This window comes from Mycobacterium sp. 852002-51961_SCH5331710 (assembly GCF_001665535.1).
Taxonomy (GTDB): domain Bacteria; phylum Actinomycetota; class Actinomycetes; order Mycobacteriales; family Mycobacteriaceae; genus Mycobacterium.
The window spans coordinates 1-16,612 of the sequence record NZ_LZSQ01000042.1 but is presented as its reverse complement, the minus strand read 5'-3'; the positions used below and the strand labels follow the sequence as shown (position 1 = coordinate 16,612).

The following is a 16,612-nucleotide window of genomic DNA, read 5'->3' as shown; positions in this document are numbered from 1 at the left end:
GCGCAGGCCCGGTGCGCGGAGCCTCGGTCACACCGGTATTGCCGGTGGCGCTGGTCAGTGCGATCGCCACCCCGCCGCGACCACTGAAGCACCCCCGCCGCCGCCGACGACGACGGTCGTCACCACGACCCCGCCGACGACCACCACCACAACAACGACAACGACAACGACAACGACAACGACGACGCCGTCGACGACCACCACTACCGCTCCGACCACGACGACGACACCGCCCACCACGACCACGACCACCATCGCCACGCCGACCACCACGGCGATGACGACCACCTACCTGACCGTGCCGTTCGTGCCGGTCCCGATCCCCATCCAGGTCCCGCAGAATCCTTACCAGCCGGTGCCGTAGGCCCGACTGTCGGATAATGCGGCGATGAACCGGTTACCTACCGTCGCCGCGGCTCTGACGCTTACAACCATCGCGATCGCGCCGGCCGCGAGTGCGACACCCGCGGAGGGCGACATCGAGCGCACCGACCTCGCCAAGGGCACGACCGATGCTCCCATCGCGATCGTCTCCGTGGGTCAGCCGACGACCCTCTACGTGCAGAACCTGGTGCTCGCTCCGGCGTCGAGCAGCGGCTGGCACACCCATCCCGGTCCGGAGTACTCGGTGATCAACGGCGGCGAGGTGACCCTGCAGACGGCCGGCGGCGGTTGCGCTCCCGCGGTATTCGGCGCCGGACAAGCAATTTTCGTCCCCGCCGGTATTCCACATGTGGTGTCCAACAAGGGATTCGACCACGCAGAGGCGACGGTCACCTATACGTTGCCCGCCGCCCGCGCGGTGCGTGACGATGCGCCCGCCGCGTGCCCGTAGCTACTAGCGGCCGTACGGATATTCCGGTTCGTGGAACCGGTTGATGATCGGGATCCGCTCGATGATGCGGTCGCGTAGGCGCGGCTTCTGCGGCGGCGGCACGTAGGCCGGCGCCGGCGGAGGCGCGTAGACCGGCGGCGGGGTGTAGGCCGGAGGGGCCTCGGGGGGCACCGGCGGTGTGTACGCCGGCTCGGGTGCGGTGTACTCCGCTGCCGGCGGAATGTAGGCCGGCGGTTCGTAGACCGGTTCGACGACGGGTGCCGCGGGCGGCGGAGGTGCGGCCACGGCGATTGTCTGTGCGACGACCGGCCTCGCCTCGGCCGGCGTTGTCGCCTTCTTTCCTTCGACCTTGTTCTCGATCTTCTGGGCCGTCTCTTCCGCGACGGTCACGGGGTCTTCCTGCTGATCCGCAGACTGCCGGTCGCCGGTCAGGCTCAGGCCTACCGCAGCCGACGTCGACACCACGAACGTCACCACCGCCGCGGCGAGCACCGACGCCAGCGCGCCGATCTTCGACGGCCGCTTCGCGACCTTGGCGTCCAATCGGTTGACCGCGCGCGCCGCTGCCAGCGCCGCTCCGCGGGCCAGGGCCAGGTCGGCCTCCGCGGCGGAGAAGACCGGTGAGTCCGTCACGTCGCCGAGCGTGGAGGTGACCAGATCCACGTCGCGGGCCGAACCGACCACGAAGACCGCCTGTGGCCGCCATTCGTTGAGCTCGAGCATGGCGATCACGCTGCTGGGCAGCTCGACCACGTCGGCGCCGTCCAGGGGTCTGGCGATGCGGTCGACGGTCACGCCCTCACCGTTGACCATCGCGACCACCGCGGCGTCGGGTTCGACGATGCACACCGCCACGTCGGCGTAGTCGGCGATCTCGGCGATGCCCGCGGCCAGCACGTCGCCCGCCTCCAGCTCGGAGATCGCGATCGCGTTGTCGTACCCGCGCGCGATGAGGGCGCTCAACACACCCGACGCGACGTCCTCTGCCTCGTTCGTCCAGGTGACGCCCATGGCGTGGATGGGGCTGTCGGAGACGTCGGCGAGCGCCACATTGAGGAGGTCGTCGGGATCGACCGCAGCGTCGAAGTCGAACGAACCGCGGTCGACGGTGGCGCCTTCCCCGGTGGTGCCCTCGACGAGGACCCACCGAACCGTGCTGGACGTCATCGACAGGCCGAGCACGAGGTCCATATCGCGTCCCCGTTCTTGCGGTGAATCAGATGCTGAGATTACCTCCCGATGCGATCGGTACCCACTCGGCTCGGGAATCAACAGCTGCGGCGGGGCGACGTTTCCTCCGATTGTGTCGATGACGAGGTTCGGAGTTTGCGACGATGGCGCGGCGGGGAACATGTGAGTCACCTCGGTCGACGTCAAGGGGGAGTGCTCGTGGATCCGCTGGCCGTGCGTTTCGGCGTCAGTACACCGGGCGGATTCACGGCGGGCCGGGAGCTACAAGCTGTCGCCGACGCCGTCGGTCAGCGCCCCGAGATGGTGATGGCGTTCGAGGATTTCTTTGCTCCGCCGCCGGTGTCGGCGATGGCCGTCGTGACGTACAGCGGCGCCGAACCCATCGTCTCCTGGGAGCCGTGGTGCTGGACCGACGATCGGTCGCCTGCCGTCATGAAAGCGCTACTCGCGGGCGCCCTCGATGACTACATCTACCGCTGGGCCGACGAGATCGGCGAATGGGGGCGCCACGTCTTCATCCGGCTCGCGCACGAGTTCAACGGTGACTGGTATCCCTGGACATCGGCGGGCGGCACCCCGCCGGCGGCATACGTCAGCGCATGGAGGCACGTACACGACATCTTCACCGAACGAAGGGTCGGCAACGTCGACTGGATATGGGCACCGACGGCGGTCGCGGCCGCCGAAACCCTCTCGGACTGGTATCCCGGCCACGAGTACGTCGACGTACTGGGCGTGGACGGATACAACTGGGGAACCTGCCTGTCCGCGACGAGCTGGATCTCGCCGGAGCAACTGTTCGGCGCGACCCTCGACGAGTTGCGGTCGATCGCCTCAGACAAGCCGATCCTGATCGCCGAAGTCGGTTGCGCCGAGTCCGGCGGCAGCAAGGCCGAATGGATAGCGACCTTCTTCGAGTTCCTCCGCCGCCAGAGCGATGTGGTCGGATTCGTCTGGTTCGATCACGCCAAGGAGACCGACTGGCGGATCGAGAGCACCCCGGAGTCGGCCGCGGCGATGGCCGAGGCGATGCGCGATATGCGGTTGGTGTCATGACTCCAGAGGTAACTCACGACCGCTACGTTCTCCCGGCCGAACTCGAGGAGCAGAGGCTTCATTCGCTGGCGCAACTCGACATCCTCGACACCCCGGCGGAGGAACGTTTCGATCGCATCATCCGATTGGCGCAGCTGATCTTCGATGTGCCAAGGGCGTACATCAACTTCATCGACCGTGACCGGCAATGGTGTAAACAGGCGGTGGGGGAGGGCTTGGAGATCACCGGACCGCGGGAGACCTCGGTGTGCCGCGCCACGATCGCGCGGACCTACGACAAGCCCTCGGAACCGGCCCTGATCGTCGACGACCTCACCGCCGAGCCGGAATTTGCCGCGCTGCCGGCGATCGCCGCCGAGAACGGGATCCGGTTCTACGCCGGCTACCCGCTGTTCGGGCCCGGCGGCCATGCGGTCGGCACCTTCTGCATCTACGACCTGAAACCGCGTTCGCTCGACGGTCGGCAGCGCGAGGTCTTCCGTCAGCTCGCCGTATGGGCGCAACGCGAACTCGAACGGTCCGACGACTTGGAGCGGGCGGCCGCCATCCAGCGTTTGCTCCTGCCTCCGGTGATCGACGACCTCCCGGGCTACTCGGTTTGTGCGATGTGTTCGCCCGCCTTCGCGGTCGGCGGTGACTTCTACGACTACTACCCCGTTCAACGCGGCGCGGTGTTCACTGTCGCCGATGTGATGGGCAAGGGGTTGGGGGCGGCGCTGCTGACCGCGAGTGTGCGGTCGGCGCTGAGGGGAGCGTCGCGCGCCGTCGATCAGGTGGCGCACGACGCCGATCTGTCTGCGGCGATCAACTCGGTGGCCAGCCAGTTGAGCGAAGACTTCAGTCGCACAGAGACCTTCGTGACGATTTTTCATGTCCGGCTGGACACGATGACCGGCCGGGTGCAGTACGTCGACGTCGGCCACGGAATCGCCGCGGTGTTGAGGCGATCCGGTGCGGTCGAACGCTTACCCGCAGGTGGGCTTCCGATGGGTGTCGTACCCGGCGACACCTGGGGAACACAGGAGACGGTCTTGGAACCGGGAGACATGCTCGTGGTTGCCTCGGACGGGTCGCTGGACTTATTGGGGCGCTCAGCCGTTGAGCAGGACATCCTGAATTTCATTGCCGCCCATGCACAGCCGGGTGAGCTCTGTGCCGCGGTGGGGGCTTTGACCACCAGGAAGCCGCCGCTCGACGACGTGACCTTGATCGCGGTACGCCGGGACGGACCATGACACACAAGCATTCGTCCGAAGGAACCACGCCGTCACCGTGGCTGCGACTGCTGATCGTGGTAACGGCGGCGTTGGGCATCAATTATGTTGTCTGGCGATGGCTCGCCTCGACGAACTGGTCGGCGTGGTGGATCGCCGTCCCTCTCGTCTTGGCCGAGACCTATAGCCTCATCGACTCGCTGCTGTTTGGTATGACGATGTGGCAACTGCGCCGGCGGCCTAGGCCGCCACCGCCTCCCGAGGGCGCGACGGTCGACGTGTTCATCACCACGTACAACGAACCCATCGACATGGTGATCGCGACAGCCGAAGCGGCGCAGCGCATTCGGTATCCGCATCACACCTACATTCTGGACGACGGGGAACGCGACGACTTGGCGCAGGCGGCCGCCGAACGGGGGATCGGCTATCTGGTCCGGTCGTCGCATTGGCTGGACAAACCGCGTCACGCGAAGGCCGGAAACCTCAACAACGCGCTCCTGGAGACCGATGGCGAGTTCATCCTGATCCTCGACGCGGATCAGGTGCCGGAACCGGAGATCCTCGACCGCACGCTGGGATATTTCCGCGACGAGAAGATGGCGTTGGTACAGACGCCGCAATACTTCATCAACGTCCCGTTCTCCGACCCGCTCGGCAGCCAGGCGCCGCTGTTCTACGGCCCGATCCAGCAAGGCAAAGACGGTTGGAATGCTGCCTATTTCTGCGGATCCAACGCCGTTCTGCGACGCGATGCGCTGATGCAACTCGGCGTCACCGGGTACGTGCGCGCGGTCGAGGACGGCATCAAACGCGCGCTCTACACCTCGCGCAAGATCCTCAAGAAGGCCAAGCGCAACGTCGGCAAGGACCAGACCGGTGCGCTAGCCGCCCTGAAGAGCGTGGAGGACGCCGCTCGCGAGGCCCGCGCCGCGGTGAAGAACAAGCAACCGCTCGCCGACATCACCTACATCTTTCAGCAGCGCGTCGACGAGGCGGCGAAGAGCTTGGTGGACGCCGATGTCCGATCCATGCGCGCCGACCTCGACGCTATCGCAGCGCTGAGCGGGCACGGCGAGAACCTTGACACCGCAGTCATCTTCGATGACGAGGCGCTGGACTCACTGGCCGGGCGCGAGTGGTCACCGCTGGGGGCGCTGGAGTCGATCCGCACCATGATCCGTGCGGTCGACGTCGGCCGGGACGACGAGGCCCAACCGATGTTGCCGATGGCCACGATCTCGGTGACGGAGGACATGGCCACCTGCATGCGCATGCACGCGCTGGGCTGGAAATCGGCGTACCACCACGAAATCCTGGCGAAGGGGCTGGCGCCCGACGACGTGCGGACCATGCTCACGCAGCGGCTTCGGTGGGCCCAGGGCACGATTCAGGTGATGCTGAAAGAGAACCCGTTGTTCGTGAAGGGTCTGAGTATCGGACAGCGGTTGATGTACTTCGCGACGATGTGGAGCTACCTCGCCGGCTTCGCAGCGTTGGCCTACATCGCCGCTCCGGCAATCTTTCTGATCTTCAACGTCATGCCCGTGCAGGCATACAGCTGGGACTTCTTCGGAAGGTTGATCCCGTTCCTGATCCTCAACCAGCTCCTGTTCATCGTCGTCAGCAGGGGTACACCGACGTGGCGAGGACAGCAGTACAGCCTTGCGCTGTTCCCGGTTTGGATCAAGGCGTGTATCACGGCATTTCGCAACGTTTATTTCGACCGGCCGCTCGGATTCGCGGTCACGCCCAAGACCCGGCAGGGTGTCGGCTCGATTCCATGGGGGTTGGTGAAGTGGCAACTGGCCGCGATGGGGTTATTGGTGGTCGCTTCCGTCATCGGAATCGTCCAGTTGTATTTCGGCGCAATCTCGGTGCTGGGCGTCGGAGTGAATCTATTCTGGGTGCTCTTCGACCTGATCATCTTGAGCGTGGTGTTCCAGGCGGTGCGATATCGCGGCCATGAAGCGGAAGGCGAGAAGTGACTGAATCCAGTAGGCGTACGACGGCTTCCGGCGCAGTGGTGGTCAAACCCGAGGGGCGGCTCAACATGGTGGCGGCGCCGGCGCTGCGCAAGGAACTACACGGCCTCATCGAGGACGGCAACACCCGGTTGGTCGTCGACTTGTCGGCAACGGAGTTCATCGATTCGTCGGGGCTGGGGGCGCTGATCTCCGGGCTCAAGCTGGCGAGGCAGGCCGGAGGCGACCTGCGTATCGCGGCGCCCACCACGCAAGTCGAGACCGTGTTGTCCTTGACGAACCTCGACAGGGTGCTGCGCGCCCATCCGACAGCCGATGCAGCGTTCGACTAGAAGCGACCGATGATGCAGAATCCCGCCGCCGTCGTTGAAATGGCTACCGGGCCGGAAACCCTTGCGGCCCTGCAGGAGACGTTGGACCAGGTTTGGTCTGCGCACGACGTACCCGACGCCACCCGGATGTCGATGGATCTCGCGGTCGGAGAGATCGGCGCGAACATCATCGAGCATGCGGGCGGTGGCAAGTCCGTGCGGCTGCGGATGGAGGTCACCGTCTCGCCCACCGAAGTGACCGCGACCCTCATCGACGACGGCGGGCCGTCCCCCGTCGACCTCAGTCAGGTGGAGTTGCCCGACGAGCTCGCCGAAAGCGGCCGCGGCCTGGCCATCACGCTCAGGGTCCTCGACGAGCTTTCCTATCGTCGCGAGGAAACCGGTAACCGTTGGACGCTGGTGTCGCGTCTGCACTGACCGGGGTCAGGGCCGGAACGTCACGCCACCGTCCACGCTGATGGTCTGCGCGGTGATGAAGCTGCCGTCGTCGGAGAGCAGCAGGGCGGCCAACGCCCCGACGTCGTCGGGCGCCCCGAAGCGGGACTTGATCATCTGCCGCGCGCGGGCCTGCTCGACGACGCCGTCGGGCATCGGTTGCTCATCGAACTTGTAGTGCCAGATCAAGCCGGGCGCGATCGCGTTGCATCGGATGCCCTTCGGCCCGTATCGGCGGGCGATGTGCCGCATCAGGGCCAACTCGGCGGCCTTGCTCATCGCGTAGGACACGCGCGTGCTCGCGCCGTTGTAGGCGTCGATGGAAGCGGTGAAGACGATCGAACCACCGCCGCCTTCGACCATCGCCGGGATGGCGTGTTTGGCGCAGATGACGAACCCGCGGGTGTTGACGCGCATCACTTCGTCGAAGGCGTCGAGCGGCAGCTCCGCCACACCGCCGGGGAGATAGGCGTCGGCTGCGTTGGTGAAATTCACATGCATACCGTCGAGGCGACCGAAGGTGTCGAAGGCGAGCGCGACCGCCGAGACGACGGACTGCTCGTCGGTTCCGTCGAGATGCGTCCCGCGGATCCGCTCGCCGGCCGGATCGATCTCGGCGACGACGCGTTGTACCTGGTCAGCGTCGATATCGCCGACTACGAGACGGGCTCCCTCGTCGGCGAACCTGCGCGCCAGACCGTTGCCGATGCCGCCGAGACCGGCGACGATGATGACTTTGTTCTCGAGCAATCTCGTCACGTTCGGAAATGATCCTCCCCGTCTGAGCGGCCACTTCGGCTGATCGCCTTGGATTGCGGCAAATGTAACGGTTTGATATACAACCCAGCGTGGGACGGCACTCCGTAGCCAAGAAGCGTCGCACGTCACCGATGGGCGTGGCTGCAGTGCTCGCTCCGGCTGCCCTCTTCCTCGCGGTCGGCGGCGACGTCCATCTTTCGGCCCGGCCCGCCCCAGAGAGCAAGCCCGTCGTCGAAGAACCCGCTGACGCGCAACCGTGTTGTCTGGAGATCGTGGCCGCCCCGGCGATCGCTCCGGCGGCCGTGATCGGGCATGCCAGCCTCGGCGTGGCGCCCGACCCGATGGTCGCGGCGGCCCGCTACCGCACCGTCGATCGTTCCCTTCCGGTGGGCATCGCGCCCGAGCGGGGCCTGCAGGTGAAGACGATCCTGGCGTCCCGGGCGATCAGCGAGGCCTTCCCCGAGATCAGCAATATCGGTGGGGTGCGCCCGGATTCGCTGCGGTGGCACCCCAACGGGCTCGCCCTCGACGTGATGATCCCGAACCCCAGCAGCGCCGAAGGGATTGCGCTGGGCGACGAGATCGTGTCCTACGTGCTGCGCAACGCCAAACGGTTCGACTTGCAGGATGCGATCTGGCGCGGGGTGTACTACACGCCCGACGGCGCGCAGCGCGGCGGATACGGCCACTACGACCACGTCCATGTGACGACTCGCGGTGGCGGTTACCCGACGGGCGAAGAGACCTACCTGCGCTGAGCCCTGTCGTCCGGTGTCGGCGGCAGCGGCCCCCGCCGTCTGTGTGAGCAATCTGACAGTTTGCTGAGAACAGGCAGGTCGGCGGCAGCGACTTTCCTGTAGCAAACATCTGGTGATCGACCGCGCGGCTGCGATCCCGCTGACGTGTCGGGACACTCCGTTAATATTTCCCACGGTAAATAAGCGCACTTATTACAGGGGTGGGATGCAACATGCGCAGTTGGAGCGCAAAACCGGAGGGGGCTCGGGCGCGGAGGCGCAGGCTCAACCGTGGGAACGGCAAAAAGCTCGCGTTGATGAGCGTTATCGCGACGACGTCGATGGCGATGATCTTGACGCCGCCAGTGGCAAATGCTGCATCGTCGCAGACGTACTTCGTGGGTGTTCCGGACTGGTTGCCGATCGGTGAGGGCTCGAAGCTGCCCAACGACCCGGTCGCGATCAACAACGCGATGGTCGCGGCCAAGGACCGCAACCCGCTCATCGGATGGGGGCGCGGCGGCGTCGACCTGCGGCCGACGTGGGTGAAGTGGTACACGCCGGTCAATCCGGCGGATCCCACCGATCGCGGACAGGACCAGTACTACACGCCCGGCAAGTTCGGGATCGTCGGCTACGAGACGATCTCCTACACCGGTCCGAACCCGGCATACCAGCCCACATACGACAAGGCTTACGAGCTGGCCTACAACAGGGATGCCGCATACGCCGTCGTCTACGCGAGGATCTCGAAGGAGACGTACGACAAGGAGTACGCGAAGCGGTCCAAGGGTTGCAGCGGTTGGACCAAGAAAGCGTGTGAGGCGGTCGCCGCAGCGGAGGCGACCGTCGAGGCCAAGAAGGTTGCCGACCGCGATGCGCCGGCGGCGGCGATCGCCGAGGCGCAGAAGATCGCCAGGGAGGCGGCGGAACTCGCGGTCAAGTATCTCCCGAAAGAGATCGACTTCAGCGAGCAGATCCCCATTCCCGGCTGGGAAGAGGACGGCTACTGGACGACGACCACGTCGGGCCAATGGGTGACCCCGGATCAGGTGGCGGATCTGCCGACGGCCGCCCAACTCGCGTTCCTGGCCCGCGCTCTCGAAAGCGGAGACATGAGCGCCCTTGCGCCCGTGTTGAACTGGACTGCGTATCTCAGCAACGTCAACTTGATCGCCTACGGCGACGGGGCGATCGCGGCCGGGGCCGCGTATCAGGCCTTCATCGACAGCGCCAACGGCGAGACCCACGAGGGCTACAACCCGTTCGCGGTGGGTGACCCGCAGACGGGCCCGGGCAAGATCAAGATCACATTCGACGACGGTGTCGTGACCGTGGCGGACCAGACGCACACCACCAACAATCCGCTGGAAATCCCGCTGCCGGGTGATCTCGAATTCCCGGATGCCCCGCAGGTTGGATGGGAGACGGTGCAGGAGGGCGGTGTCATCGACGTGACGCTGCTCTCGCTGCTGCTCGTGCGAAATCCCGGGCGGCCCAACGGCGGTCTGTATTCGCGCTTCGCACCGATCTATGAGGAACTCACGGGCGTCAACCCGGTCACACCCGATCGCCAGGACGTGCTGCCGGAGGGTTTCGACCCGGAATTGATCACCAAGCTGCTGACCGGCAACGCGCGTGACATCAGCTTCGATGAGCTGGGCAACCTGCAGGGCGTGATCGACTCGGTCGACGGCCAACCGATCATCGTCACGGTCAAGGCCGATGTCGGCTGGGAGTACGACCTGCTCTCCGACGCCCCCGCGACCGCCAACCCCATCGCCTGGGCGAACTCTCTTGCGTCGGCGGTGTTGTTGACCAACCTGTTGACCGGAGTCGACTTCGGAAATCTCGGCGCCGGTGGGTACATCGGACCGGACGGCACCGTCTACTACACCCTCCCGGTGGAGCAGCTGCCGCTGTTGGCGCTGCCGCGCCTGGCGTCGGCCGCGATCGGGCTGGCCACGGGCGAAGACGTCAACACGCCGCTGGCGGATGCGCTCGAGCCGGTGCTCAAGATGCTCGTCAACATCGGCTACAACGACGTGGTGCGCAACGCGGACGGGACGTACACCCGCACCCTCGACAGGTTCGGTGAGCCAACGCTGTTCGGCACGCCGACGCTGACTCCGGCCCAGATGGCCTTGCTGCCGGGTGATTTCGTCCGGTTGTTGGGCGCAGGCGTCGGCGACGAGATGACCGATGTGCTGACGCGTGCGGTGACGCGCATCGTCGAGCGGGCGAATGTTGGGCTGACCGCCGAGCAGCGTACCCAATTGAACTCTGTGCTGGCGACGCCCGGCAAGATCATGAAGACCGTCAGTGAGCAAGTCGGCCAACAGGTTTCGACCGCTGCCACTGCGGTGGAGCGTCAGACGCCCGACCTGTCTTCGCCGAGCCAGGCGGAACTGGGTGCGCAGCAGCGACAGGTCGGTCAGGGCCTGGCCACCGTGCGGGACGGCGTCAACGAGGCGGTCGACGGTGTGAAGTCGGCCGCGGACAACCTCAAGCGCTCCGGTGCGGGATCGACCGCAAGCCCCGACAAGGTTGCGGTGGCGAACTCGGCCGCCGACGGTGGCGCGAACAAGGCGACTCCCGAGTCGCGCTACGGCGGCACCAGGAAGGACAACGGAGACGGCGGCGCGAACAAGTTCACGCCAGGAACCATCGCCAGGGTGCCGGGCTCGAGCGCCGCGAACGCTGACAACGACGCCGACACCGGCGCCGCGGGGGACAGCAACGACGACTCCGACAGCAAGGGCGACGGGGGCGGCGAGGCCTGAGGCCGCCCCTCGGCGCCGCGGGCGACGAAGCCCTAGTGGTGCCCGCCGTCCTGCTGTTGGGTGTCGACCGGCGCCGGCTGCACGTTGGACACCCCGGGTGCAGCGGGTGCGGGCACACAGGTCGGCGTCCCGTCGACGATGGATTCGCTTCCGCTGCACGCCGGTTCGGCGACCGATTGGGCAGGGCCGCCCCCCAGTGCTGTGATGACGGGGACCGCGGCGAACGCAACGCCGACGATCGCCAGGCCGACGCGTCGGCTAACAGATGGTGATAGATCGAACACTCGACACCTCCTTCGACAGCCTCGGCGAGAAAGCTTGGCTAATTCGAGGCGCTCACTGCGAGGCTGGGTCGAGACTATCGCCGATGTACTGCCCGAACAGCAGAATTGACGTGTGTATCTAATTTCTGGGAGTCGCCTGAAAATTCAGGCATATGGACAAAGCGTGACGGGCCTTGCCTTGATCTTCGCCGGGGCGTTTCATGAAGGTTTTCCGGAAGTCCCACGACCGCTAGGATGACTTCTTCGCTATGGCACAGCGCGTTCTGCCCGATGACGGTGTGATGCTGCTGCACATGATCACCATGTTGACCGCCGGGCAGATCGTCGAGCCGGTTGCGCCAAGGCCTTCCGCGATGAATACATCGACGTCGATCAGTTCACCCTCAGGAAGTGACGATCGTCAATGCGTCGCCTGTGACAAGCCGTACCGGCGCACGATGTCGTCCATCCAGTCCGGTGTGCCGTAGGTCAGGCCGTATTTGGTTGCCAGCTCCTTGAATTCGGCTGACTCGTGCAGCGGTGCTCCGGGTGCGACTGCGGCTTGGCCGGATGTGAGCAGCTCACCCAGTTCGCGGAAGTAGTTCTCGAATCCTCCTCCGGGAGTGATGACCTCGATGATGCGCCCGGGTTCGTTCCCGGCGTTCCACATGGCATGCATCTGTCCGCGCGGCTTGGTGATGTAACCGCCGGGACCGAGCACCACTTCGCTGTCGTCGGAGCGGAAGCCGATCTCGCCCGCGAGCACATACGAGTGCTCATCCTCGCGTGTGTGCCTGTGTGCCGCGGTGATCGCGCCCACGGGGAACGGATGCTCGACGATCGACACCAAGCCGCCGGTGGTGCGGCTGGTCAGCTTGAACACCGCTCCGAATCCCGGGATGGACACGACATCGCCTTCGCCGGGCTGCATCACGGTCAGCACGGCGGGTTCTGTATTCGACATGTCTACTCCTCAACTCACGGCGGCCAGGCTGGCCGCAGCTGTGTCTCGACTGGGCCACAAAGGCTGTGGCACCTGCACGCCGAACGGGGCATCCCACCGGTTGCGCGACGAAACCTCGTGCACGGGACGGCGGTTGGCCGCCACATCCCACTTGCCCAAGGGATAACCGAGGGCCAGCATCGCCGACATTTTCCAGCCCTCGCCAACGGGGACGCCGAGCATTTCGTTCACCCGGTCCTCGAAGTTGCGGAGCACCATCGTCATGACGCCGCCGACACCCTCGGCGCGGGCGGCGAGCAGGGCGCTCCAGATCGCCGGATAGATGTTGGCGCCGCCGAAATCGTCGATGGCGAAGACGAACAGCAGCAAGGGCACTTCCTCGAAGTGGTCGGCCAGGTAATTCCCCGAGCCCTTCATCCGACGCATGCTCTCGGCGTGCGCCTCGCCGTCTGCGCCGGGAGCCGTCGCAACCATGGGCCCGGTCCCGGTCGTGAACTTCTCGTATTCGAGGTCGCGCGCCTGCCGGAACAGCTTCGCGAACTCGCGAATGAGTTCGGGATCGTCGACTGCGACGAAATGCCAACGTTGCGTGTTACCGCCGTTCGGCGCACGAACAGCCGCATCCAGAATCCGGGCCTGCGTCTGGAGGGGGATAGGGTCGGGCCGCAGCCGCCGCATCATCCGTGTGGTGTACAGCGCTTCGTGGATGTCCATTTACGTACTCCTCTCCGCTACTCGGACCAGCTGTTGCTCAGGATGAGGTCGACGAAGTCCTGCCGCTCGAACGTCGGGTCGAAGTGCGCCAGCACGTCGTCGTTCATCGTTCCGAAAGTGGTGTCCGGCCGGTGCTTCATTCCGTCGTTGAAGGCGGCGAGGATGCGGTTCTTGAAGTCGGGACGCGGGTGGGCCGCCGTCACCGCGTCGATCGCTTCCGGGGAGAGCTCCGCGCGCCCGATGCCGATGACATCAGTCTCGACGCCTGCGTTCACCAACGCGACTTCGGGTTCGAGGAACTGCGGTACGCCGGGAGTGGTGTGCAGGGCGATGGCCAACCACACCTTGCGCGCGTCGGCGTCCTCGACGCCGTGCTGCAGCAGGAAATCCCGCGCCGCGTTGGCGCCGTCGACCTCGAAGCGCAGCTGTGAGGTGCGATAGCGCTCGGTGAGTCCGAGATCGTGGAACATCGCGGCCACGTAGAGCAGCTCGAGGTCGGGTTGCAGGCCCAACCGGTTGCCTCTCAACGCTCCGAACAGGAACACCCTGCGCGAATGGTCGAACAGCAGATCATCCTCGGCATCGCGGATGTATTCGGTCGCCGCGCGCACCAGTGCACTGTCGGGGATCGTTATGCCGGCGATCGACTGGATCGATTGGGTACTCATCATCAGCCTCCTCTGTCGGACTACTTCGTCTGAGTCAACGCAGGTGAGCTGTCGTGCGCACACGGTGATTGAGCCGTTCGCCCCACAAAATGCGACACAATGATGGTGTGGTTTCGGATGCCCGCTCGCGGGTGGTGGTGATCGTCGTCTTCGACGACGTGACCATGCTCGATGTCGCCGGAGCGGGTGAGGTCTTCGCCGAGGCCAACCGGTTCGGCGGCGACTACGACATCAGGATCGCGTCAGTGGACGGGGGTGACGTCGCGACGTCGGTCGGTATCCGCATGGGCGTCACCAACAGCATCGCGTCCATCGAATCGGCGGACACCGTTCTGGTCGCGGGCAGTGACAGCATCCCGTCGCGGCCCATCGACCCCGCGCTCGTCGAGGCGGTGAAATCGGTGGCGGGTCGCACCCGGCGGATCGGCTCGATCTGCACGGGGTCGTTCATCCTGGCCCAGGCGGGGCTTCTCAGCGGACGACGCGCCACCACGCACTGGCGCGAAACCCGAAGGCTGGCAAGGGCGTTCCCCGATATCACCGTCGAGCCCGACGCCCTGTTCGTCCGCGACGGCGACGTCTTCACCTCGGCTGGGGTGTCGTCGGGCATCGACCTCGCGCTCGCGTTGGTGGAACAGGACCACGGCGTCGACCTCGTCCGCGATGTGGCCCGCTGGTTGGTCGTATACCTCAAAAGGGCTGGCGGACAATCACAATTCTCCGCGCTCATCGAGGCGAACCCGCCCCCGCAGTCCGCGCTTCGTGCCGTCACGGAGGCGATCGCCGCCAATCCCGCCGCCGACCACAGCGTGAAATCCCTTGCCGTGCGTGCCTCGTTGAGCACGCGTCAGTTGACGCGGCTGTTCCGCTCGGAACTCGGGATGAGCCCCGCAGGGTACGTCGAGATGATTCGCGTCGACGCCGCCCGCGCGGCGCTCGACGCCGGACGCACCGTCACCGAGACGGCGCACCTGGCCGGGTTCGGCAGCACGGAGACTCTCCGGCGAGCATTCGTCGAGCACCTGGGTGTGTCCCCGAAGGCGTACCGAGATCGATTTCGTACCGCGATTCGGGGCTGACGTGCTACGTCAGCTGAGCTTTTTGAGCTGGAACGGGGTCTGGGTCACGATGCCGCCCGCGCACCCGTAGTTCGAGTCCGAGGTCAACACACCACTGAGCGTCGTGGGATCCACCGAAAGGCTGACCACGGCCGGTTCGTAGTGGCCGTCATCGCACGTGAGTCCGCCCGGCTTGGACACCGTGAAGGTCCAGCGGCCACCGGTCAGCGTGGTGGGCGTGGTCCAGCCCTGATTGCTGGCGACCGTGCCCGTGCATCCGGCGGCGCCGCAACTCGTTGCGAAGGTCCACACGTTGTAGGGGTCGCCATCGGTGGAACCGTAGGTCCCGTTCAGCAGCGGGGGATCGGCGCTCGCCGGGCCGGCGAGCGCGATGGCCGCGATCGCCGACGCTGCGACGGCGGAAGCCAGGGTGTGCAGGGCCGTGTTCATAATGACCGCAATTTAACGGCCCTGTCAGTCCGGCGGTGCGCGGCGCGAGCGCGCGATTCCCGGTTGTGGCCATCATGAGGCCGAATCGGAATGTGCGGCTACGGCGTCTTGCGTCGCCGCGTGGACAGGACGAAGTACAAGACCGCACCGATCGCGATCGCGCCGGCGGCGGCCGCAACGATGGCCAGCGGTTTGACCCACGTGCGCTCGGCGGGCGCCGCGGCCTCGTTGGTGGTCAACTGGACCTGATAGCCCGGCAACGGACCCTGCGACGGCTCGGTGATCCCTGGTAGCTGCTGGGTGCTCGTGACCAGGAACAGGCGCTCGCCGCCTGCGGTCTTCGACCACGTGCCCCACGCGGGCGTCTCATCGTCGAGCAGAACGCGGTGACCGCCGACCGACGGATCGTCGCCGAGGTCGGCCAGCTTCTTGACCCGGAACGGCTTTGACTCACCGTTCTTGTACTCGAGTTGCACGAGCACGTTGTTGAAGGTCGTCGGGGGCTTCGGTTTCGGGGGCGGCGGCTGGCCCGGGGCCGGCCGGTATCCGCCGCCGGAGAAGCTTCCCGTGGATACCTTGACCGGCTTACCCGACTGGTCCCGGTTCACCGCGGTGAAGTTGTACACCCCAGGATCGGGGGCGGTGAACACGGCGCGCTGCAGCGGCGGGACGGTGAAGGTCCGGGTGGTGTTGCCGTACGGGTAGATGATCTGCAGCGGGGTGCCATATGGGTTGGTGAAGACCGGCCGGTACCACCTGTCGTAACCGGTCCACCTCGAATTCCATTGCGACACTTGGCTCGTCCAGGTCGACGACGCGGTCGTTGTCTCGCTGCTGGTAAACGATTCGAGTGACTCCGTGAGTTCGGTGACCTCGGTTTCCGAGGCGGTAGAAGGATCGTCGATGTCCACCGCATCGGCGGCGTGGGCCTCGTCGAAATCCTGCTGCGGAGCCTCGACGATGTCGGGATCGGTGGTCTCGGCGTTGACATCCGGGTCGGAGACGTTCGTGTCGGGGTTGCCCGGGTCACTCGGGTCACCCGGGGCAATCGGGTCGCCCGGCTCTCCCGGGTCACCCGGCTCTCCCGGGTCTCCCGGCTCGTCGGGTGCCCCGACTTCGGGGTCCACGGGGGGTGCAGCCGCGTTGGGGCCTTGGGGCACCTCGGGGG

General features: G+C 65.9%; 18 protein-coding genes and 1 pseudogene. 10 read left to right on the top strand and 9 right to left on the bottom strand.

The annotated features are described in order from the left end of the window. Nucleotides 1–54: 54 nt before the first annotated feature. Nucleotides 55–288 (bottom strand): hypothetical protein, encoded by a 234-nt coding sequence (locus A5752_RS27700; RefSeq protein ID WP_067083659.1) that lies wholly within the window; start codon nt 286–288, stop codon nt 55–57. A 100-nt stretch (nt 289–388) separates the two neighbouring features. Here A5752_RS27700 and A5752_RS07075 point away from each other — a divergent pair, with 100 nt between their 5' ends. Further along, nucleotides 389–835 carry a cupin domain-containing protein gene (locus A5752_RS07075; protein ID WP_067083657.1) on the top strand — a complete coding sequence of 149 codons (447 nt, stop codon included), beginning with the start codon at nt 389–391 and terminating at the stop codon, nt 833–835. 3 nt (nt 836–838) lie between these two features. On the opposite strand, the gene A5752_RS07070 is transcribed toward A5752_RS07075, so the two are convergent. Continuing rightward, nucleotides 839–2,026, bottom strand: a complete 1,188-nt coding sequence (locus tag A5752_RS07070; RefSeq protein WP_067083655.1) for a DUF7159 family protein — start codon at nt 2,024–2,026, stop codon at nt 839–841. Between the two features lie 198 nt (nt 2,027–2,224). Here A5752_RS07070 and A5752_RS07065 point away from each other — a divergent pair, with 198 nt between their 5' ends. Genes A5752_RS07065 through A5752_RS07045 form a run of 5 tightly spaced genes read left to right on the top strand, consistent with a single transcriptional unit; the run spans nt 2,225 to nt 7,030 of the window. Continuing rightward, nucleotides 2,225–3,082: a glycoside hydrolase family 26 protein gene (locus A5752_RS07065; protein ID WP_067083664.1), complete on the top strand. Its 858-nt coding sequence runs from the start codon at nt 2,225–2,227 to the stop codon at nt 3,080–3,082. Then, complete coding sequence (locus tag A5752_RS07060) at nt 3,079–4,317, top strand: PP2C family protein-serine/threonine phosphatase (protein WP_067083653.1); 1,239 nt, start codon at nt 3,079–3,081, stop codon at nt 4,315–4,317. Before A5752_RS07065 ends, A5752_RS07060 begins: the two co-directional genes overlap by 4 nt. Next, nucleotides 4,314–6,284 (top strand): glycosyltransferase, encoded by a 1,971-nt coding sequence (locus tag A5752_RS07055; protein ID WP_067083651.1) that lies wholly within the window; start codon nt 4,314–4,316, stop codon nt 6,282–6,284. The genes A5752_RS07060 and A5752_RS07055 overlap by 4 nt, the downstream gene beginning before the upstream one ends. Continuing rightward, on the top strand, nt 6,281–6,613 hold the full coding sequence (locus A5752_RS07050) for an STAS domain-containing protein (protein ID WP_067083649.1): 333 nt from the start codon (nt 6,281–6,283) through the stop codon (nt 6,611–6,613). Before A5752_RS07055 ends, A5752_RS07050 begins: the two co-directional genes overlap by 4 nt. A 9-nt stretch (nt 6,614–6,622) precedes the next feature. Continuing rightward, the gene (locus A5752_RS07045; protein WP_067083648.1) at nt 6,623–7,030 is read left to right on the top strand and encodes an ATP-binding protein; all 408 of its coding nucleotides are present in this window, start codon (nt 6,623–6,625) and stop codon (nt 7,028–7,030) included. Between the two features lie 6 nt (nt 7,031–7,036). Here A5752_RS07045 and A5752_RS07040 read toward each other — a convergent pair whose 3' ends face one another. Then, a complete protein-coding gene (locus tag A5752_RS07040) occupies nt 7,037–7,807 on the bottom strand; it encodes an SDR family NAD(P)-dependent oxidoreductase (protein ID WP_067083646.1) in 771 nt (256 codons plus the stop codon). An 89-nt stretch (nt 7,808–7,896) separates the two neighbouring features. On the opposite strand from A5752_RS07040, the gene A5752_RS07035 reads away from it, so the two are divergent. Together A5752_RS07035 and A5752_RS07030 are read left to right on the top strand one after the other, a co-directional pair. Beyond that, the gene (locus tag A5752_RS07035) at nt 7,897–8,565 is read left to right on the top strand and encodes a VldE C-terminal domain-containing protein (RefSeq protein ID WP_197500562.1); all 669 of its coding nucleotides are present in this window, start codon (nt 7,897–7,899) and stop codon (nt 8,563–8,565) included. A gap of 296 nt (nt 8,566–8,861) precedes the next feature. Continuing rightward, entirely contained in the window at nt 8,862–11,327 is a 2,466-nt protein-coding gene (locus tag A5752_RS07030; RefSeq protein WP_156613667.1) for a PE-PPE domain-containing protein, read from the top strand. A gap of 32 nt (nt 11,328–11,359) precedes the next feature. Here A5752_RS07030 and A5752_RS07025 read toward each other — a convergent pair whose 3' ends face one another. Next, a complete protein-coding gene (locus tag A5752_RS07025) occupies nt 11,360–11,611 on the bottom strand; it encodes a hypothetical protein (protein WP_067083641.1) in 252 nt (83 codons plus the stop codon). A 233-nt stretch (nt 11,612–11,844) separates the two neighbouring features. Here A5752_RS07025 and A5752_RS27430 point away from each other — a divergent pair. Next, nucleotides 11,845–11,952, top strand: a pseudogene (locus A5752_RS27430) (SAM-dependent methyltransferase); the annotation flags it as partial. A gap of 59 nt (nt 11,953–12,011) precedes the next feature. On the opposite strand, the gene A5752_RS07020 reads toward A5752_RS27430, so the two are convergent. Genes A5752_RS07020 through A5752_RS07010 form a run of 3 tightly spaced genes read right to left on the bottom strand, consistent with a single transcriptional unit; the run spans nt 12,012 to nt 13,939 of the window. Beyond that, nucleotides 12,012–12,554: a cupin domain-containing protein gene (locus A5752_RS07020; RefSeq protein WP_067083639.1), complete on the bottom strand. Its 543-nt coding sequence runs from the start codon at nt 12,552–12,554 to the stop codon at nt 12,012–12,014. A 9-nt stretch (nt 12,555–12,563) separates the two neighbouring features. Then, complete coding sequence (locus A5752_RS07015) at nt 12,564–13,268, bottom strand: nitroreductase family protein (RefSeq protein ID WP_067083637.1); 705 nt, start codon at nt 13,266–13,268, stop codon at nt 12,564–12,566. 17 nt (nt 13,269–13,285) lie between these two features. Further along, a complete protein-coding gene (locus tag A5752_RS07010; RefSeq protein ID WP_082963780.1) occupies nt 13,286–13,939 on the bottom strand; it encodes an HD domain-containing protein in 654 nt (217 codons plus the stop codon). Nucleotides 13,940–14,025: 86 nt separating this feature from the next. On the opposite strand from A5752_RS07010, the gene A5752_RS07005 reads away from it, so the two are divergent. After that, the gene (locus A5752_RS07005) at nt 14,026–15,015 is read left to right on the top strand and encodes a GlxA family transcriptional regulator (protein WP_197500561.1); all 990 of its coding nucleotides are present in this window, start codon (nt 14,026–14,028) and stop codon (nt 15,013–15,015) included. 9 nt (nt 15,016–15,024) lie between these two features. On the opposite strand, the gene A5752_RS07000 is transcribed toward A5752_RS07005, so the two are convergent. Continuing rightward, entirely contained in the window at nt 15,025–15,444 is a 420-nt protein-coding gene (locus A5752_RS07000; RefSeq protein WP_067083635.1) for a hypothetical protein, read from the bottom strand. Between the two features lie 98 nt (nt 15,445–15,542). Further along, nucleotides 15,543–16,612: collagen-like triple helix repeat-containing protein (locus A5752_RS28150; protein ID WP_082963779.1), on the bottom strand; the 1,070-nt coding region annotated here is incomplete at its 5' end.